This is a genomic window from Streptomyces sp. NPDC052301 (assembly GCF_044593395.1).
Classification (GTDB): domain Bacteria; phylum Actinomycetota; class Actinomycetes; order Streptomycetales; family Streptomycetaceae; genus Streptomyces.
This window is the reverse complement of the sequence record NZ_JBIUBE010000004.1, coordinates 293,866-310,865: the sequence shown is the minus strand read 5'-3', so window position 1 is coordinate 310,865 and position 17,000 is coordinate 293,866. Positions and strand designations below refer to the sequence as shown.

17 protein-coding genes and 2 pseudogenes are annotated in these 17,000 nt (G+C 72.7%); 10 read left to right on the top strand and 9 right to left on the bottom strand.

What is annotated here, in order from left to right:
• Positions 1-14: 14 nt before the first annotated feature.
• The gene (locus tag ACIHEJ_RS12385) at positions 15-371 is read right to left on the bottom strand and encodes an iron-sulfur cluster assembly accessory protein (RefSeq protein ID WP_030951236.1); all 357 of its coding nucleotides are present in this window, start codon (positions 369-371) and stop codon (positions 15-17) included.
• Between the two features lie 264 nt (positions 372-635).
• Between ACIHEJ_RS12385 and nadA the strand changes: the two genes are divergently transcribed.
• Both nadA and ACIHEJ_RS12375 read left to right on the top strand, forming a co-directional pair.
• Positions 636-1,820, top strand: coding sequence for a quinolinate synthase NadA (nadA, locus tag ACIHEJ_RS12380; protein ID WP_400134579.1), 1,185 nt, complete (start codon positions 636-638; stop codon positions 1,818-1,820).
• A gap of 142 nt (positions 1,821-1,962) precedes the next feature.
• Positions 1,963-2,046 (top strand): annotated as a pseudogene (locus ACIHEJ_RS12375) (Uma2 family endonuclease); the annotation flags it as partial.
• Here the strand turns inward: ACIHEJ_RS12375 and ACIHEJ_RS12370 are convergent.
• From ACIHEJ_RS12370 to ACIHEJ_RS12360, 3 genes and pseudogenes are all read right to left on the bottom strand, one after another.
• Positions 2,022-2,357, bottom strand: a pseudogene (locus ACIHEJ_RS12370) (AcrB/AcrD/AcrF family protein); the annotation flags it as partial. The pseudogenes ACIHEJ_RS12375 and ACIHEJ_RS12370 overlap by 25 nt on opposite strands.
• A 7-nt stretch (positions 2,358-2,364) precedes the next feature.
• Positions 2,365-3,039 (bottom strand): response regulator, encoded by a 675-nt coding sequence (locus ACIHEJ_RS12365; RefSeq protein ID WP_400134577.1) that lies wholly within the window; start codon positions 3,037-3,039, stop codon positions 2,365-2,367.
• Positions 3,036-4,262, bottom strand: coding sequence for a sensor histidine kinase (locus ACIHEJ_RS12360; protein WP_400134575.1), 1,227 nt, complete (start codon positions 4,260-4,262; stop codon positions 3,036-3,038). Before ACIHEJ_RS12360 ends, ACIHEJ_RS12365 begins: the two co-directional genes overlap by 4 nt.
• 194 nt (positions 4,263-4,456) lie before the next feature.
• Between ACIHEJ_RS12360 and ACIHEJ_RS12355 the strand changes: the two genes are divergently transcribed.
• Complete coding sequence (locus ACIHEJ_RS12355) at positions 4,457-5,809, top strand: hypothetical protein (protein WP_400135137.1); 1,353 nt, start codon at positions 4,457-4,459, stop codon at positions 5,807-5,809.
• A gap of 46 nt (positions 5,810-5,855) precedes the next feature.
• Here ACIHEJ_RS12355 and ACIHEJ_RS12350 read toward each other — a convergent pair whose 3' ends face one another.
• Both ACIHEJ_RS12350 and ACIHEJ_RS12345 read right to left on the bottom strand, forming a co-directional pair.
• Positions 5,856-6,134 (bottom strand): hypothetical protein, encoded by a 279-nt coding sequence (locus ACIHEJ_RS12350; RefSeq protein WP_400134573.1) that lies wholly within the window; start codon positions 6,132-6,134, stop codon positions 5,856-5,858.
• Positions 6,135-6,167: 33 nt separating this feature from the next.
• Complete coding sequence (locus tag ACIHEJ_RS12345; RefSeq protein WP_400134571.1) at positions 6,168-6,959, bottom strand: PspA/IM30 family protein; 792 nt, start codon at positions 6,957-6,959, stop codon at positions 6,168-6,170.
• A 233-nt stretch (positions 6,960-7,192) separates the two neighbouring features.
• Between ACIHEJ_RS12345 and ACIHEJ_RS12340 the strand changes: the two genes are divergently transcribed.
• Both ACIHEJ_RS12340 and ACIHEJ_RS12335 read left to right on the top strand, forming a co-directional pair.
• Positions 7,193-7,864, top strand: a complete 672-nt coding sequence (locus tag ACIHEJ_RS12340) for a DUF3043 domain-containing protein (protein ID WP_400134569.1) — start codon at positions 7,193-7,195, stop codon at positions 7,862-7,864.
• 83 nt (positions 7,865-7,947) lie between these two features.
• Positions 7,948-8,649 (top strand): class I SAM-dependent methyltransferase, encoded by a 702-nt coding sequence (locus tag ACIHEJ_RS12335; RefSeq protein ID WP_400135136.1) that lies wholly within the window; start codon positions 7,948-7,950, stop codon positions 8,647-8,649.
• A gap of 233 nt (positions 8,650-8,882) precedes the next feature.
• Here ACIHEJ_RS12335 and ACIHEJ_RS12330 read toward each other — a convergent pair whose 3' ends face one another.
• A complete protein-coding gene (locus ACIHEJ_RS12330) occupies positions 8,883-9,095 on the bottom strand; it encodes a hypothetical protein (RefSeq protein WP_366016172.1) in 213 nt (70 codons plus the stop codon).
• 145 nt (positions 9,096-9,240) lie between these two features.
• Here ACIHEJ_RS12330 and ACIHEJ_RS12325 point away from each other — a divergent pair, with 145 nt between their 5' ends.
• Complete coding sequence (locus ACIHEJ_RS12325) at positions 9,241-10,443, top strand: bifunctional adenosylcobinamide kinase/adenosylcobinamide-phosphate guanylyltransferase (RefSeq protein WP_400134567.1); 1,203 nt, start codon at positions 9,241-9,243, stop codon at positions 10,441-10,443.
• On the opposite strand, the gene ACIHEJ_RS12320 is transcribed toward ACIHEJ_RS12325, so the two are convergent.
• Positions 10,419-11,462, bottom strand: a complete 1,044-nt coding sequence (locus ACIHEJ_RS12320) for a class I SAM-dependent methyltransferase (RefSeq protein WP_400134565.1) — start codon at positions 11,460-11,462, stop codon at positions 10,419-10,421. The two genes, ACIHEJ_RS12325 and ACIHEJ_RS12320, sit on opposite strands and share 25 nt — an antisense overlap.
• A gap of 133 nt (positions 11,463-11,595) precedes the next feature.
• Between ACIHEJ_RS12320 and cobT the strand changes: the two genes are divergently transcribed.
• From cobT to ACIHEJ_RS12305, 3 genes are all read left to right on the top strand, one after another.
• Positions 11,596-12,675: a nicotinate-nucleotide--dimethylbenzimidazole phosphoribosyltransferase gene (gene cobT / locus ACIHEJ_RS12315; RefSeq protein ID WP_400134563.1), complete on the top strand. Its 1,080-nt coding sequence runs from the start codon at positions 11,596-11,598 to the stop codon at positions 12,673-12,675.
• Between the two features lie 166 nt (positions 12,676-12,841).
• Positions 12,842-14,638, top strand: coding sequence for a phosphatidylglycerol lysyltransferase domain-containing protein (locus ACIHEJ_RS12310; RefSeq protein WP_400134561.1), 1,797 nt, complete (start codon positions 12,842-12,844; stop codon positions 14,636-14,638).
• A 10-nt stretch (positions 14,639-14,648) separates the two neighbouring features.
• Positions 14,649-15,362, top strand: coding sequence for a hypothetical protein (locus tag ACIHEJ_RS12305; RefSeq protein ID WP_400134559.1), 714 nt, complete (start codon positions 14,649-14,651; stop codon positions 15,360-15,362).
• 24 nt (positions 15,363-15,386) lie between these two features.
• Here the strand turns inward: ACIHEJ_RS12305 and ACIHEJ_RS12300 are convergent, their stop codons facing one another.
• Positions 15,387-16,151, bottom strand: a complete 765-nt coding sequence (locus ACIHEJ_RS12300; protein ID WP_400134557.1) for a hypothetical protein — start codon at positions 16,149-16,151, stop codon at positions 15,387-15,389.
• Positions 16,152-16,211: 60 nt separating this feature from the next.
• Here ACIHEJ_RS12300 and ACIHEJ_RS12295 point away from each other — a divergent pair, with 60 nt between their 5' ends.
• Complete coding sequence (locus tag ACIHEJ_RS12295) at positions 16,212-16,997, top strand: adenosylcobinamide-GDP ribazoletransferase (protein WP_400134555.1); 786 nt, start codon at positions 16,212-16,214, stop codon at positions 16,995-16,997.
• Positions 16,998-17,000 lie beyond the last annotated feature (3 nt).

Below are 17,000 nucleotides of genomic sequence, written 5' to 3'. Positions count from 1 at the left end.
CCGTGGCCGTCGGCTCAGCTGAAGGAGTCGCCGCAGGCGCAGGAGCCGGTCGCGTTCGGGTTGTCGATCGTGAAGCCCTGCTTCTCGATCGTGTCCACGAAGTCGATGGAGGCGCCGCCCAGGTACGGGGCGCTCATACGGTCGGTGACGACCTTGACACCGCCGAAGTCCTTGACGACGTCGCCGTCGAGCGAACGCTCGTCGAAGAAGAGCTGGTAACGCAGGCCGGAGCAGCCACCGGGCTGAACGGCGACGCGCAGCGCCAGGTCGTCGCGGCCTTCCTGGTCGAGCAGGGCCTTCACCTTGGCCGCGGCGGCGTCACTCAGGATGATGCCGTCGGTGGCGGTGCTGGTCTCGTCCGATACGGACATCTACATCTCTCCCGGGTTGTACGGAGACTGCTTGCCGACGAGTGCAACCGGCGCTTCCGCGGATTCATTCCGGGCCGGGCAGTCGTGTTGTCGCGTTGTTGCTTCCTTCTTCATGCTCGCACACGGCCGACAGAGCGGACAGCAGCCCGAGGAGGGACTCGGGCGGGATTCACGTCACATGGACGCTATGGCCATCGTCAAACTGACGTGAAGCGGATATGATTGATAGCGTCAGTTAGACGAAAAGTAGAAAGGGTGCGTGACGTGACCACCGCCCAGACCCCGGAGCTCGACGTGCAGCCGACTCCGCTCGCCCTGCTGCTGCTCGGCCGTGAGGCCGACCCGAAGAGCGAGCGGGGCGTCGAGTGCCCCGGTGACCTGCCGTCGCCGTCCGACCCCGACCTGGTCGCGCGCGCCCGCGCGGCCAAGGAGAAGCTCGGCGACAAGGTGTTCGTGCTCGGCCACCACTACCAGCGCGACGAGGTCATCCAGTTCGCCGACGTCACGGGTGACTCCTTCAAGCTGGCCCGGGACGCGGCCGCGCGCCCGGAGGCCGAGTACATCGTCTTCTGCGGTGTGCACTTCATGGCCGAGTCCGCCGACATCCTCACCTCCGACGACCAGAAGGTCGTCCTGCCCGACCTCGCCGCCGGCTGCTCCATGGCCGACATGGCGACGGCCGAGCAGGTCGCGGAGTGCTGGGACGTGCTGACCGAGGCGGGCGTCGCCGAGCAGGTGGTGCCGGTCTCGTACATGAACTCCTCGGCCGACATCAAGGCGTTCACCGGCAAGCACGGCGGCACGATCTGCACCTCCTCCAACGCCAAGCGGGCCCTCGACTGGGCCTTCGAGCAGGGCGAGAAGGTGCTGTTCCTGCCCGACCAGCACCTGGGCCGCAACACCGCCGTCCGCGACATGGGGATGTCCCTGGACGACTGCGTGGTCTACAACCCGCACAAGCCGAACGGCGGGCTGACGGCGGAGGAGCTGCGGGCCGCGAAGATGATCCTGTGGCGCGGCCACTGCTCGGTGCACGGCCGCTTCAGCCTCGACTCGGTCAACGACGTCCGTGAGCGCATCCCCGGCGTGAACGTCCTCGTCCACCCCGAGTGCAAGCACGAGGTCGTGGCCGCCGCGGACTACGTCGGCTCCACCGAGTACATCATCAAGGCCCTGGAGGCGGCCCCGGCCGGCTCCAAGTGGGCCATCGGCACGGAGCTGAACCTGGTCCGCCGGCTGGCGAACCGTTTCGCGCCCGAGGGCAAGGAGATCGTCTTCCTCGACAAGACGGTCTGCTTCTGCTCGACCATGAACCGCATCGACCTGCCCCACCTGGTCTGGGCCCTGGAGTCCCTGGCCGAGGGCAACCTGGTCAACCGGATCGAGGTCGACCGCGAGACGGAGGCGTTCGCCAAGCTGGCCCTGGAGCGGATGCTGGCGCTGCCGTAGGCGGCCTTCGCCCGTGTCAGGGGCGCTCCCCGTTGTCGGGGGGCGCCCCTTTCGTGCCACGCTCGGGGGAAGGTTCCCGATCTCTTGGACAGGTGATCTTCGGATGTCCCAGTCGGGCGAGCGGCCGAAGGAGGGACGTGACATGACTGCCATGGCCCATGAGCCGCTCACACAGGAAGAGGTCCTGCTCGAGGGCTTTCTCGCCCTGGACGCCCCGGAGGGTTTCACCGAGATCCGCGGCACGCTGGTGGCGAGGTCGCTGGTGACGTCGGTGACGCCGTCGAGGCCGGCGACCGTGGAGCGGACCTGCTCGGCCGCCGTGCGCAGCGCCTGCGGGTCGGACGCCTTGACCACCACGCTCAGGTTCTGGTTGCCGAAGCCGTCACCGGCCGACACGGTGGTCGTGCCGATGCCCTTCAGCTTCTTCAGGCCGTCCTCGAGGTGCTGCTGGACCTTGTCGTAGGACTTCGAGTCCTTCAGCATCACCTGGTACGACGCCTGGTTGGTGTCCGTGCCGCCGCCGAAGGCCGCCATGAAGTGGAGATCAGTCCGTCCGCGGACGCACCAGCCCCGACTCGTACGCGATCACCACGAGCTGCGCCCGGTCCCGCGCGCCGAGCTTGGCCATGGCCCGGTTGACGTGCGTCTTCACGGTCAGCGGGCTGACCTCCAGACGCTCGGCGATCTCGTCGTTGGAGTGGCCGCCCGCGACCTGGACGAGCACCTCCCGCTCCCGGCCGGTGAGCGCGCCGAGCCGCTCGGAGCGGGCGGGGTCACGGTCGTCGTCGCCCTGGGCGAGGAAGCGGGCGATCAGCCCCTTGGTGGCGGCCGGCGACAGCAGCGCCTCGCCGCCCGCCGCGACCCGGATGGCGTTCAGCAGCTCCTCCGGCTCGCTGCCCTTGCCGAGGAAGCCGGAGGCGCCGGCGCGCAGCGCCTGGATCACGTAGTCGTCCACCTCGAAGGTGGTCAGGATGACCACACGGACCTGGGCGAGGGACGGATCGGCGCTGATCAGGCGGGTCGCGGCGAGGCCGTCGGTGCCGGGCATCCGGATGTCCATGAGGACGACGTCGGCGGCCGTCCGCTTGGCCAGGCGCACCGCCTCCGCGCCGTCGGAGGCCTCCCCCACCACCTCCATGTCGGGCTCGGAGTCGACCAGGACCCGGAACGCGCTGCGCAGCAGCGCCTGGTCGTCGGCGAGCAGGACACGGATCGTCATGCGGGCTCCCCCGGGGCCGTCGTACGCGCTTGGGTCGTGAGGGGCAGGATCGCATGGACCCGGAAGCCGCCGCCGTAGCGGGGTCCGGTGGTGAGGGTGCCGCCGAGGGCGCCGGCCCGCTCACGCATGCCGAGCAGCCCGTGTCCGCCGCCGGCCTGCGGGGCGTCCGGTGCGCCCGAGCCGTCGTCGACGACGGTGACCTCGATGTGCGGTCCGACCCGTACGACGCTGACCTGGGCCTTGGCACCCGGCCCGGCGTGCTTGCGGGCGTTCGTCAGGGCTTCCTGGATGATCCGGTAGGCGGCCAGATCGACGGCGGCGGGCAGTTCGGTGCCCTGGTCGGTGCGGGCCACGTCCACCGGGAGGCCCGCGCTGCGGAAGGTGGCGGCCAGGTCGTCGAGGCGGCTGAGGCCGGGGGCGGGTTCGGTGGGGGCCGCGGGATCGCCGGACTGGCGGAGCAGGCCGACGGTGGCGCGCAGTTCGTCCAGCGCGGAACGGCTGGCCGCGCGGACGTGGGCGAGGGCCTCCTTGGCCTGGTCGGGGCGCTTGTCCATGACGTGGGCTGCGACCCCGGCCTGCACATTGACCAGGGCGATGTGATGGGCGACGACGTCGTGCAGATCGCGGGCGATGCGCAGCCGCTCCTCGGCGACCCGGCGGCGGGCCTCCTCCTCGCGGGTCCGCTCGGCGCGTTCGGCGCGCTCCCGGATGGCCTGCACGACCGCGCGGCGGCTGCGCACGGCGTCCCCGGCGGTGGCGCCGATGCCGGTCCAGGCGACGATCGCGAGGTTCTCCTGCGCGTACCAGGGCAGCGGGCCGGCGAGCATGGCGGCGGCCGTCAGCACGGCCATGGTGAGCAGGCCGACCCGCAGGGCGGTGGTGCGGTCGGTGGTCGATGCGACGGTGTACAGAGCGATCACGGCGGACATGGCCACCGGCGCGCGAGGGTCGCCGGTGACGCACTCGATCACCGCGAGGGCGCCGGTGACGGCGAGGACCGTCCTCGGGGCACGGCGGCGGAAGACGAGCGCGGCCGCGGCGAGCAGCATGAGGAGGAGGCTGAGGGGGTCGGGGGTGCGCAGGCCCCAGGTGACGCCGTGCGGTCCGCGGGGCACGACGAAGGAGCCCGCGACCATGCACACCAGGACGCCGGCAGCGATGGCCGCGTCCAGGGCCCAGGGGTGGGCCTTGAGGCTGCAGCGGGCGCGGTCGAGGGTGCTCACGTCCTGAACAGTACGGGTGCTTTCCGGCCTCTTGCGCCGGTGCGAGGTCGAGCGTCCTGAGCGGGGGCGGGGAAGTTACGCACCCGGACGCCCGACGGACCGTCAACTGTCGTTCCACGTTGGCCGAACGTCCTCAGCCTTCTCGCCAGCATCCCGCCGACGAAAGGCCCCCCGTGCGCCCTCCGCTCCGTGTGATCTGGTCCGCCGCAGCCCTCTTCCTGGTCTCGGCCACCGGCCTGAGCACCTCCGCCCACGCAGTGACGTACGGCACCCCGACGATCAAGCTGTCGGCCTCCTACCTCTCGGGCGCCGTCGGCGGGACGGGCGACCCCGCCGCCACCGTCACCCTCGCGCAGAGCGGCGCCGACGCCTCCGCGCTCACCGTGACCGCCACCAGGACGAGCAGGAGCGGCGTGGCCGGGACCGGCGACGTCCGGGTCACCGGCACCGGCGGCACCCGAACCGTCGCCGTGACCGCACACGCCCAGGGCTACACCGACCTCACGCTGAAGGTGACCGGCCTCGGCGACAAGACCGCCACGACCACGCTGCACTACGCGGCCTCCCCGGCCGTCCAGCACTCCGCCGACGCCCGCTATCTGACCGGCGCCTCGGACGCCTCCGCCGCGGTGGACGTCGGTGGCGGGTACGTCGTCGTCGGCAACGACGAGGACAACACCCTGCGCCTGTACGACGGCTCGGCCTCGGGCACGCCCGTGCGGACCTGGGCCCTGGACGGCGCGCTGGGTGCCGACAAGGAGGTCGACATCGAGGGCGCCGCCCGCGTCGGCGACACGATCTACTGGACCGGCTCGCTGGGCAACAACAAGGACGGCGAGTACAAGGCCGACCGGAACACCGTGTTCACCACGACCGTCTCCGGCTCGGGCGCCGCCACCCAGCTCACCTTCGGCACGGCCGGGCACCGCCTGCGGGACGACCTGGTCGCCTGGGACGAGGCGAACGGCGACCGGTACGGCTTCGCCGCCGGCACGGCCGACGGACAGGTCCCGAAGGAGATCGACGGCTTCAACGTGGAGGGGCTGGAGTTCGCGCCGGGCGGCACGGCCACCGCCTACGTCGGCTTCCGCGCCCCGCTCGTGCCGCCGCAGAACGGCGGGAAGGCGCTGATCGTACCGGTGACGAACATGGACCAGGTGGCGCGCGGCACGAAGGCGGCCTTCGGCACGCCGATCGAGCTGGACCTCGGCGGTCTCTCCATCCGTGACCTGCGCAGGAACGACGCCGGCCAGTACCTGGTCCTCGCCGGCTCCTGGGCCGCCGACGACAACAGCGACCCGTACGCCCTGTACTCCTGGGACGGCGTCGCCGGGCACCGGCCGGTGAAGGTGCTGGAACTGCCGACGGCCGACGCGGGCGCCTGGGAGTCCGTCGTCTCCGTGCCCGACCTGACCGCCTCCGGCGCCCGGGTGCAGCTGATCACCGACGACGGCGCCGCCGACCTCTACGGCGACGGCACCGAGGCGAAGGACCTCACCCACCCGGAGTGGCAGAAGTCCCGCACCACCTGGTTCACCCTGAACTGACCCTGATCCGGCCCGGAGCGCGCACCCCGGGCGGGCCCCGACGGGGTCAGCCCGGGATCAGCCCGTCGTCGCTGAGCATCTGCCGGACCTCCTCAAGCGACGCGTCCGGCGCCGGCAGGATCAGCTCGGAGGGTTCCAACGCGTCGTCGGGCAGCGGTTCGCCCAGCTCACGGACCTTGGCCAGGAGAGCGTGGAGGGTGGCGCGAAAGCCGGCGCTGTCGCCGCTCTCCACCTCTTCCAGGAGTTCGTCGTCCAGCTTGTTCAGCTCGGCGAAGTGGGCGTCGGCCAGCTTCACCTGGCCCTCCCCCATGATCCGTACGATCACGTCGGCCTCCTCGGCTCGGGTCCCGGCGCCGGGTTACTGCTTGTCGAAGCGCGGGGTGTCCTGCGGCTGCTGCTGGGACTGCCCCTGTCCGGTGCCGCCCTCGATCGCCTGCTGCGGGGAGCCCCCGGCCAGCTCGGCCTTCATGCGCTGCAGTTCCAGCTCTACATCACTACCACCGGAGAGCCGGTCCAGCTCGGCCGCGATGTCGTCCTTGGCCATGCCGGACGGGTCGTCGAGGGCACCCGAGGCGAGCAGCTCGTCGATGGCGCCGGCGCGGGCCTGGAGCTGCTGCGTCTTGTCCTCGGCGCGCTGGATGGCGAGGCCGACGTCACCCATCTCCTCGGAGATGCCGGAGAACGCCTCGCCGATCCGGGTCTGGGCCTGGGCGGCGGTGTAGGTGGCCTTGATGGTCTCCTTCTTCGTACGGAAGGCGTCGACCTTGGCCTGCAAGCGCTGGGCCGCCAGGGTGAGCTTCTCCTCCTCGCCCTGGAGGGTCGTGTGCTGCGTCTCCAGGTCCGTGACCTGCTGCTGCAGGGCGGCACGCCGGGACAGCGCCTCACGGGCCAGGTCCTCCCTACCCAGCGCGAGCGCCTTGCGGCCCTGGTCCTCCAGCTTGGAGGACTGCTGCTGCAGCTGGTTGAGCTGGAGTTCCAGGCGCTTGCGGCTGGTCGCCACGTCGGCGACGCCGCGGCGGACCTTCTGCAGCAGCTCCAGCTGCTTCTGGTACGAGTAATCGAGGGTCTCGCGCGGGTCCTCGGCCCGGTCAAGGGCCTTGTTCGCCTTCGCGCGGAAGATCATCCCCATACGCTTCATGACACCGCTCATGGGCTTCGCGCGCCCCCTTCTGACGGACTCCAGCTCACAGATCCTGCGACAGAACCCACAGTACGGGCCCTGACTCCATTACCGCACTGTCCGGGAGGTGATGCGCTCATCCCCGAGGACGACTGCGGACGATATCGCTCCGGCGTGAGGAGTAGGTGATCCCCCACCGGGCCCCGTCGGAACCCTGCGGGGCCCCCTCGGGACCCGCACCGGAACGCCCCCTCTGTCCCTCCATGACGCCCGGTGTTGCCGGATCGTTCCCCGCCGGGCTGGGGTCCATGCCGGAGGAGCCCGTACCCTTGGGTTTTGTGTTCCGTAGCCGTGCCAAGGATGAGAAGGCCCCCGCCGACAAGGCGCCGGTAGCCCTCTCGAAGCAGCCCCGTGACCCGCAGGCCCCGAAGGGCAGGCCCACGCCCAAGCGCAGTGAGGCCCAGTCCCAGCGCCGCAGCGTCGCCCAGACCCCGACGAACCGCAAGGAGGCCGTGAAGCGTCAGCGCGAGGACCGGCGCCAGGCGCTCGCGCGCCAACGCCAGGCGCTGGCCAGCGGTGACGAGCGCTACCTGCCCGCCCGTGACAAGGGCCCGGTCCGCAGGTTCGCCCGCGACTGGGTGGACTCGCGGTTCAACGTGGCGGAGTTCTTCCTGCCGCTCGCCGTGGTGATCCTCGTGCTGAGCGTGGTGCGGGTGCCGGCGATCCAGTCGATCGCGCTGCTGCTGTGGCTGGTCGTGATCGTGCTGATCGTGCTCGACGCGGCGTTCAGCGGTTTCCGGCTGAAGAAGCGCCTCAAGGAGCGCTTCGGGGACCAGAACACGCGCGGCGCGGTCGCCTACGCACTCATGCGGTCCCTGCAGATGCGCCGGCTCCGTCTGCCGAAGCCGCAGGTCAAGCGCGGAGAGCGGCCCTGAGCGCAGACGCTTTCACCGGGGGGGCCGCCGACGCCTGGCTGAGCAAGCTGGGCGGCCTGCGGGACGTCGTGCGGCAGGAACTGGTGGCCCGGCAGCTGGACGAGCAGATAGCCGGGCGGTTCCCGGTCGGGCAGCGGCTGCGGGTGCTCGACGTGGGGATGGGCCAGGGCACGCAGGCGCTGCGGCTGGCCCGGCTCGGCCACCAGGTGACCGGGGTCGAGCAGGACGCGACGATGATCGCCACCGCGCGGGAGGCCCTGGCCGGTGAGCCGGAGGGCATCCGCGCCCGGGTCCGGCTGGTGCAGGGCGACGGGCGGGACACCGGCGTGCACTTCCTGCCGGGCAGTTTCGACTTGGTGCTGTGCCACGGTGTCCTGATGTACGTCGAGGAGCCCGACCCGCTGGTGGCGGGCCTGGCCCGGATGCTGGCGCCGGGCGGGCTCCTCTCCCTCCTGGTGCGCAACGGCGACGCGCTCGCCATGCGGCCGGGCCTGTCCGGGGACTGGGCGGGCGCGCTGGCCGCCTTCGACACCACCTCGTACCGCAACCGCCTGGGACTGGACGTCCGCGCCGACCGGCTGTCGGCGCTCACCGCCACCCTCGCCGGGATCGCGGCTCCGTTGCACGCCTGGTACGGCGTCCGGGTCTTCACGGACACCGCGGCGGACGGCGCCGAGATCCCGGAGGACCTGCAGGCGCTGCTGGCCGTGGAGGAGCGGGCCGGGCGCACGGACCCCTACCGCGGGGTGGCGGCACTGCTGCACCTGTGCGGCGTACGGGGCTGAGCACGTTCGTGTCCTGGCCGGCCCCGACGGGCTGGTCGTCGGCATCCCGACGCTCGCCGTGGCCGACCCGGACTCCGGGGGCGTCACCGCGCGGACGGTGGTCGACGACACCTACCGGCCGGCCGGGGCAGCGGACGACGGTACCTGCCACCGGGACGGCGCGGGTGACGCCGGGCCGGCGGTGAGGAGGGCGACGGCGGAACACGCACGCCCTCCTCACCGCCCGGCGGGGCTTACGACGCGTCGGCGTGCAGGCTCATCGGCCCGTAGATCTCGCTGGTCTCCTCGAACAGCCGCACCTGGTCGGCTCCCCCCTCCTGCAGCGCCTTCCAGTGCTCGCCGATCCAGGACTCGGCGTCCCCCTGCGTGGTGAACTCCTCGGGCTGCACCGAGGGCTGGACCTCCGTCCCGTCGGCCTTCTCGAACCGCCACGTCCATGCCGTCATGTAGGCCTCCTTTGATCCAACTCCTGCTCGCCAGCGTATGCGCTCCGCCGGGTCGGCCGTTAGAGGTCGTGGATCACCGCGGGCCGTGGTGTCCCCGGGGCGGCGCAGATGAGCGGTACCCGTCGGCACAGGTGAGAATCGGTGCGTGGAAGTGACTCTGCTCGGTACTGGTGCCCCGGCCGGCCTGCCTCGGCCCGACTGTCCCTGCGCCGCTTGTGCGGTCGCGCTCGGGCCGGACGCGCGGGCGGCGACCGCCGTGCTCGTGGACGGGGCCGTGCTGCTCGATCTGACGCCGGGTGCGGCGTTCGCGGCGGCGCGGGCCGGGACGTCGCTGGGCGGGGTCCGGCAGGTGCTGCTGTCGCATCCGCACGACGGTCCGGCGGTGGAGGTGCCGGCCGGACTGCCGCAGCCCGGGCGGGTGCCGGACGGGCGGGAGTTGGCGCTGCTGACGGGGCATCGGGTACGGGCGGTGGCGATGGACGCGGGCGGCACCGGGTACGCGGTGACCGGGGCGGACGGGCAGCGGCTGCTGTATCTGCCGCCCGGCGGGGTCCCGGCCGGGCTGGAGGAGGCGACGGCGGAGTCGTACGACATGGTCCTCGTGGACGTGGTGGGCCGTCCGGACGCGCTGGCCCGGCTGCGGGCGGTCGGCTCGGTCGGCCCGACGACGGACGTGCTGGCCGTCCACCTCGACCACGACGTGCCGCCGGGCCCGGAGCTGCACAGGCGGCTGGCGGCGGCCGGGGCACGGGCGGTGCCGGACGGTACGACGCTGCCGGTGGGGGTGTACGAGGACGTGCCGGACGTACCGCGCCGGACGCTGGTGCTGGGCGGGGCGCGGTCGGGGAAGTCGGTGGAGGCCGAACGGCGGCTGGAAGCCTTCCCGGACGTGCTGTACGTGGCCACCGGGGGGACGCGGGGCGGAGACACCGAGTGGGCGGAGCGGGTGGCCGCGCACCGGGAGCGGCGGCCGGGGTCGTGGCGTACGACGGAGACGACGGACCTGGTGCCGCTGCTGGCGGAGGAGGGGCCGCCGCTGCTGATCGACTGTCTGTCGCTGTGGCTGACGGACGTCATGGACTCGGTGGGGGCCTGGGACGACGCGGAGTGGGCGGGGGCCGGTGAGAAGGCGTTGCGGGAGCGGGTGCGGGAGCTGACGTCGGCCGTACGGGCGAGCCGGCGGACCGTGGTCGCCGTGTCCAACGAGGTGGGCTCGGGCATCGTGCCTGCGACCGCGTCCGGCCGTCGGTACCGGGACGAACTCGGGCGGCTGAACGCGGCGTTCGGGTCGGAGTGCGAGCAGGTGCTGCTGGTCGTCGCGGGTCAGGCGGTGGTGCTGCGCGGCTGAGTGGCGCCCGGTGCCGCCGGCACGACCGCCCGCGGCCGGGTGGGTGTGCGGGCCACGAGCCGGTAGGCGTTGGAGAAGGGGGTGCGGCGGGACAGGGGGGACAGCAGGTGGTCCAGTTCCGAGGCCAGGACCAGGGCGGGGGTGGCCGTCGCCCGCAGGAGGGGGTGGGCGTGGGCCACGGCCAGGGCGACGGCCGCCGACAGGTCGTAGGGGATGTGCGGGGAGCTGCGGTCCGTCACCAGGACCGTGCAGCCCAGGGCCTCCAGTTCCGCGCGGAGGTTGGCCGGCGGCATCAGGTGGAGGGTGCGCGGCTGGCCGTAGGGGAGCCACCACCTGCCGAGCAGCAGGGCGAACGCGCTGCACGGGTCGGTGACTTCGACGACGAGGTGGCCACCGGGACGCAGCACCGCCAGGGCGGCGCGGAGTTCGGCGCGTGGGTCGGGGGCCTGCTCCAGGTGGCGGAACATGCTGACCACGTCGTAGCGGGCGCGCAGGCGGGCCGTCATGCCGGGAGTGGTGAGGTAGCCGCGGTGGGCCTCCTCGATCCGCTCCTCCATGACCGCCTGCTCCACCCGGGCCGTCGGGTCGAGTCCGTCGAAGCTGGTGTACGGGAAGAACTCCTTCGCCGCCTCGGGGAAGTGGGCGTGGCCCGTGCCGACGTCCAGCCAGCTCTCCGGTTCGGGCAGCGCCGACAGCCGGTGGGCGGTGGCGCGGTGCCGGCGGCGGACCTCCTGCAGGGTGAGGAGGCGGTCCGCGAACTCCTCCAGCTGTCTCTCGTAGAAGTCCCGGTGGAAGAAGGCGAGTCCCTCCGCCGTGAGCCGGGGGTTCTGGAAGGTGTGGGCGCAGTCGCCGCACCTGTCGAGCTGGAAGGCGCCGGGCCGGTGCCGCAGCGGATCGGCCGCGCCCACCCGGGCGCGCAGCCGTGCGGAGCCGCACCACGGGCAGTTCTCGCGGCGCGGTTCCAGGAAGGTGTCGGCGGCGTCCGAGGTGACGTACGGCGTGGGGGGCGAGGTCGGCATGGGCGGCTCCCTGGGCGACATTCCGCTATAAACCGGAACGTATGGGATCACGATCCGGGGAGCAAAGACATCGTGGGAGTGCGGTGGCCATGTGGCGCGGAAGCGTTCGTTCGCTGGCGGTACTGTTCGGCGAATGAGCAGGCTTAATCTGGACGACTTCACCGATCTGATCGAGCGCCCGGACGGGGGCGTGCGCCGTGACGCCGAGGCCCTGCGGGAGCGCCAGATCGTGCCGCCCGGCGCGCTGGGCCGCCTCGACGAGCTGGGCGAGTGGCTGTCCGCCGCCCAGAATGCCGTGCCGGTGCGGCCGGTCGAACGACCCCGGGTGCTCCTCTTCGCCGGTGACCACGGCGTCGCCGAGCTGGGCGTCTCGGCACGGCCCGCGGGCGGCGCCGAGCAGTTGGTGCGGGCGGTGCTGGAGGGTGCGAGCCCGGTGTCCGTGCTCGCCCGGCGGCTGGACGTGCCCGTGCGGATCGTGGACATGGCACTGGACTGCGAGCCGGACGCCTTCCCCGAGGACGTCGTACGGCACCGGGTGCGGCGCGGCAGCGGCCGGATCGACATCGAGGACGCGCTCACCCTGGACGAGGCCGAGGCTGCGCTGCGGGCGGGTGTGGCGGTCGCCGACGAGGAGGCCGACTCCGGTACCGACCTGGTGGTGCTCGGTGACGTCAGCGTGGGCGGCACCACGGCGGCGGCGGTGCTCATCGCCGCGCTGTGCGGCACCGACGCCTCGGTGGTGACCGGGCGGGGCGGGCTCGCGATCGACGACCTGGCGTGGATGCGCAAGTGCGCGGCGATCCGGGACGCGCTCAGGCGGGCCCGGCCGGTGCTCGGGGACCAGCTGCAGTTGCTGGCGACCGTCGGCGGGGCCGACCTCGCGGCGATGACCGGATTCCTGCTGCAGTGCGCGGTGCGGAAGCTGCCGGTGATCCTGGACGGCGTCGTGGCCGCCGCGTGTGCGCTGGTCGCGCAGCGGGTCGCCTTCCGGGCGCCGGACTGGTGGCTGGCGGGGCACGACAGCGGGGAGCCGGGGCAGGCGAAGGCGCTGGACCGGATGGCCCTGGAGCCGCTGCTGGAGCAGGGGGTGAAGGTCGGCGAGGGCGTCGGCGCGCTGCTGGCCCTGCCGTTGGTGCGGAGCGCTGCCGCGTTGGCCGCGGAGCTCCCTGAGCGGCCGGGGACCGAGAAGGAACCGGACGAGGCGAAGGAGTAGCCGGGTTTCGGCCGGGGTCGGATTTCGGCCGGTTCGGCACCGCCTCTCTCCGCCCTCCCGGCCGAGCGCCGTCGCGGCCGACACGGGAGGGCGGACCCCGTGGAGCAGAGGGCGCCCCGGCGGAAAAGTGGGGTTAGTCATGGCATCGCCCATATGATCCTTCCCCATGGGAGATGCCCGAATTGCCGTTCAGTCGCGAACCGAACCGGGGCGCCCGAACGAGGAGGGGCGACGGTCGGCCGGGGCTTCCCGGCGGGCCGCCGCCCTCGCCGTCTGGTATCTGCGGACCGTCGCCTTCATCAACTTCCTCAGCGCGGTGTGGGTCTCGCTCGGCCAGGACGTGCGCCGGCACAACCAGGACGACTTCTTCACGCCCTATCTGCTGACCGCCGGCTTCGCCTCGGGCCTGTTCACCGCGTTCCTGGCGATCACGATGCGGCGCAGAAAGCGGGCCGCCTGGATCCTCAACATCGTGCTGAGCGGGGCCTTTCTCGCGCTGTTCGCCTTCGCCATGGCGTTCCCGGAGATCCGGCGCTATGCGCAGAACTGGGTGTCGCTGGGGCTGACGGCGGCCTTCGTCGGGGCGCTGCTCGTGGGCCGGCGGGAGTTCTACGCCAAGGGCGACCGGGCCAATCCACGGCTCGCCGCGACCGTCGCGGTCGGCGGCGGGCTCGTCGCGAGCCTGCTGGCCGCGCTGCTGGTGACGGTCACCAACCAGGCACCGGACGCGGCCCGTTCCACTTTCCTGGAGCGCTGGCACTACGGCACCCTGCGGCTGGTGTCGGTGGCCGCGGAGGAGTCCCGCTTCCCCGCCATCGACCCGCCGAACTGGGCCAACGTGACCGTCAACGTGCTCAGCACGGTCCTCGTCCTCGCCGTGTTCTACGCGGCCTTCCGCTCCCGGCGCGCCGTCGACCCGCTCACCGAGGACGACGAGAAACAGCTGCGGGCGCTGCTGCAGCGGCACGGTGAACGGGACTCCCTCGGCTACTTCGCGCTGCGCCGGGAGAAGAGCGTGGTGTGGTCGCCGACCGGGAAGGCGGCCGTCGCCTATCGCGTGGTGGGCGGGGTGAGCCTGGCCTCCGGGGACCCGCTCGGCGACCCGGAGGCGTGGCCGGGGGCGATCGCGCCGTGGCTGGCTCAGGCGCGGGCGCACGGCTGGATCCCGGCGGTGATGGGGGCGGGCGAGGAAGCGGGGACGGTCTACGCCCGGCACGGGCTGGACGCGCTGGAGCTGGGCGACGAGGCGCTCGTGGAGGTCGCCGACTTCACGCTGGAGGGGCGGGCGATGCGCACCGTCCGGCAGGCCTACAACCGGGTGAAGCGGGCCGGGTACGAGGTGCGGATCCGGCGTCACGAGGACATCGCGGCGGGCGAGATGGCTCATCTGGTCGAGCGTGCGGACGACTGGCGGGACGGGGCGACCGAGCGCGGGTTCAGCATGGCGCTGGGACGGCTCGGGGACCCCGAGGACGGCCGGTGCGTGATGCTGGAGTGCACGGACGCCGAGGGCCGGCTGCGGGCGCTGCTCTCCTTCGTGCCGTGGGGGCCGCACGGACTGTCCCTGGACCTCATGCGCCGGGACCGGGACTCCGACAACGGGCTGATGGAGTTCATGGTCATCGAGCTGCTGCGGCGGGCCGGAGAGATCGGGATCACGCAGGTCTCACTCAACTTCGCGATGTTCAGGTCGGTCTTCGAACGTGGGGCGCGCCTCGGTGCCGGACCGGTGCTGAGGCTGTGGCGGTCGCTGCTCAGCTTCTTCTCCCGCTGGTGGCAGATCGAGTCGCTGTACCGCGCCAACGCCAAGTACCGGCCCATCTGGGAGCCGCGGTTCCTGCTCTTCGAGAAGAGCGCGGACCTGCCGCGCATCGGCCTCGCCTCGGCCCGCGCGGAGGGCTTCCTGGAGGCGCCGGGACTGCCGAAGTGGCTGCACCGCAGGCACCTGGACACGCACAGATGAGGGACCTTCCATGAACAGGCTCGCCCGCTGGGTCCGCGCCGAGTGGGGCCTGCTGTACGTCACCGTGCGGGAGGCCGTGGCGAAGCGGCGCCTGCGGGCGGTCCCGATGACGGTCGGGGCGGTGTGTCTGACGGCCTTGCTCCAATACGTGCAGAACCAGCCGTGGGGCTACCAGGTCGTGCAGGACGCGGGCGCGGTCCGGGCCGAGGACCCGCTGTGGCAGGCCCTGCTGCGCACTCCCCTGTCGCTGTACGTGCCGGCGCTGGACCTGCCGGTGTGGGGGGCGCTGGCGCAGATCCTGTTCGTGTTCGGGGTCGCCGAGATCTGCCTGGGCCGGTGGTGGGCCCTGGCCATCGCGTACGTCGCCACGCTCGCCGGGACGCTGTACGCGCGCGTGGGCATCGGGCTCGGCCCGCACGCCCCGTTCGGGCTGCCCTGGACGGACGCGCAGGTGGTGGACACCGGTCCGTCGGCGGCCGTGGTGGGGCTCGCCGTGTTCGTGGGCTGGCGGTACGGCGCCTATCTCACGGCGGGCGCGGTGACCTTGGCGATGGTGGCCGAGGTGCTGCTGAAGGAGAACCTGGCGGGCAAGGAGCACCTGGCCGCGCTGATGGCGGTGGGGGTGCTGTGCCTGACGGTGGCGCTGCGGCACCGGTACGGGCGGTTCGGGCAGGCGCTGCGGCGCGTACGACAGCCGGCCGCGGCGCGGGCGGAGACGCCCTGAGGACACGGGTGCTCACGGGGGACGTCAGTGGCGGTCGGGCAGCCGGGCGGGTCGGGGGTCGGGTTTGCCGCCGATCCAGTCCTGGAGGGCACGGCTCGGCCGGGACCAGCGGCGGTCGTGGCGGTAGACACGCAGGACGGCCCGGGCGCGGGCGCGGGGGCGGCGGCCGTAGAAGCGGCGGGCCCACGGTGATCCCGGGCGGGCGAGCCGGATCGCGCCGACGAGCGCGACCACCGGCACGATGGCCCCGAAGACCGCGGTGCGGGCCTTGCCCTTGCTCAGAGCCACGAGCGAGAAGAGGAAGTTCACGGCGATGGTGCCGATGACACCGCCGCGGTCCTGCAGCTCGTCCTGGGAGAGGCCGTCGACCCCGAACGGCACGAACCCGGCCAGCAGCAGGCCGACGAGGGCGGCGGTGACCACGACGACCTCGACGCTCTTGCGTCCTTCCTCGCTCCAGTAGACGTCGTCCAGATGCAGGATCAGGGCGAACTCGTCCAGCACCAGGCCGGCGCCCATGCCGAACAGGACGGCGGAGACGGTCCCGCCCGTGCCGTTCCGGGCGCTGGCGACCGCGCCGAAGCCGCCGACGACGGTGAGGAGAACGCCGGGGACGACGTGGTGGATGTGCAGACCGCCCGCCTTGACGTTGCCGAACGGGCCCTTGCCGGCCCGGATCAGGCGGGTGATCACCCGTGTGACCACGAAGGTCAGCATGAAGGCGGTGAGGGCGAGCAGCAGCGGGAGCTTCCCCGGTTCCACGATGTTCCGTTCCCACCAGTGCCCCATATGCGCACCTTATCCTCGACCGCGGAAGGGGGCCCCACGGGCGCCTAGTACCCTGCGCCGGTGCTCAAGTCCTCCCCTCTCGACGGCCTCCGCTTCGCCTTCGGCACGCTCACCGTGCTGCCCGTCCGGGTGCGCCGCTGGGACCGGGAGGCGGCCCGCGGCGGGATGCTGAACGCCCCGGTGGCCGGGCTGGCGGTCGGTGCGGGCGCGGCCGGACTCGGGCTGCTGCTGCTCTTCCTGGGCGCCGGTCCGTTGCTCGCGGCCGTCGGCTCGGTCGCCGTACCCGCCGCGCTGACCCGTGGCCTGCACCTCGACGGGCTCGCCGACACCGCCGACGGGCTGGGCAGCGGCAAACCCGCCGAGGACGCGCTGCGGATCATGAAGCAGTCGGACATCGGGCCGTTCGGGGTCATCACTCTCGTCCTGGTGCTGCTGGCCCAGGTCGCCGTGCTGGCGCAGCTGTACGGCGACTCCTGGGCGCGGGGCGCCGCGGCGGCCCTGACCTCGGCGGTCGCGGCCCGGCTCGCGCTCACCCTGGCCGCGCGCACCGGGGTGCCGGCCGCCCGGCCCGAGGGGCTCGGGGCGGCGGTCGCCGGAGTGGTGCCGCTGCCGGGCGCGCTGGCCGTCACGGCCGCCGTCACGATCGCCTCGGCGGCCTGGGGTGCGGTCCTCGGCCCGTACGGCAGCCTGCGCACGGCGGTCGCGGCACTGCTGGCCCCCGCCGCCGCCGAACTCCTCCTGCGCCGCTGCGTGCACCGCTTCGGCGGGGTCACGGGGGACGTGTTCGGAGCGTTGGAGGAAACGGCCGCGACGACGGCGCTGATCGTGCTGTCCCTGGGCCGCTGAGAG

Excerpts from the sequence above, each read along its gene's own strand:
- ACIHEJ_RS12385 (WP_030951236.1), bottom strand. The coding sequence starts at position 371 with ATGTCCGTATCGGACGAGACCAGCACCGCCACCGACGGCATCATCCTG.
- ACIHEJ_RS12365 (WP_400134577.1), bottom strand. The coding sequence starts at position 3,039 with ATGACGATCCGTGTCCTGCTCGCCGACGACCAGGCGCTGCTGCGCAGC.
- ACIHEJ_RS12345 (WP_400134571.1), bottom strand. The coding sequence starts at position 6,959 with ATGAGCGGTGTCATGAAGCGTATGGGGATGATCTTCCGCGCGAAGGCG.
- ACIHEJ_RS12340 (WP_400134569.1), top strand. The coding sequence starts at position 7,193 with ATGACGCCCGGTGTTGCCGGATCGTTCCCCGCCGGGCTGGGGTCCATG.
- ACIHEJ_RS12330 (WP_366016172.1), bottom strand. The coding sequence starts at position 9,095 with ATGACGGCATGGACGTGGCGGTTCGAGAAGGCCGACGGGACGGAGGTC.
- ACIHEJ_RS12320 (WP_400134565.1), bottom strand. The coding sequence starts at position 11,462 with ATGCCGACCTCGCCCCCCACGCCGTACGTCACCTCGGACGCCGCCGAC.
- cobT (WP_400134563.1), top strand. The coding sequence starts at position 11,596 with ATGAGCAGGCTTAATCTGGACGACTTCACCGATCTGATCGAGCGCCCG.
- ACIHEJ_RS12310 (WP_400134561.1), top strand. The coding sequence starts at position 12,842 with ATGGGAGATGCCCGAATTGCCGTTCAGTCGCGAACCGAACCGGGGCGC.
- ACIHEJ_RS12305 (WP_400134559.1), top strand. The coding sequence starts at position 14,649 with ATGAACAGGCTCGCCCGCTGGGTCCGCGCCGAGTGGGGCCTGCTGTAC.
- ACIHEJ_RS12300 (WP_400134557.1), bottom strand. The coding sequence starts at position 16,151 with ATGGGGCACTGGTGGGAACGGAACATCGTGGAACCGGGGAAGCTCCCG.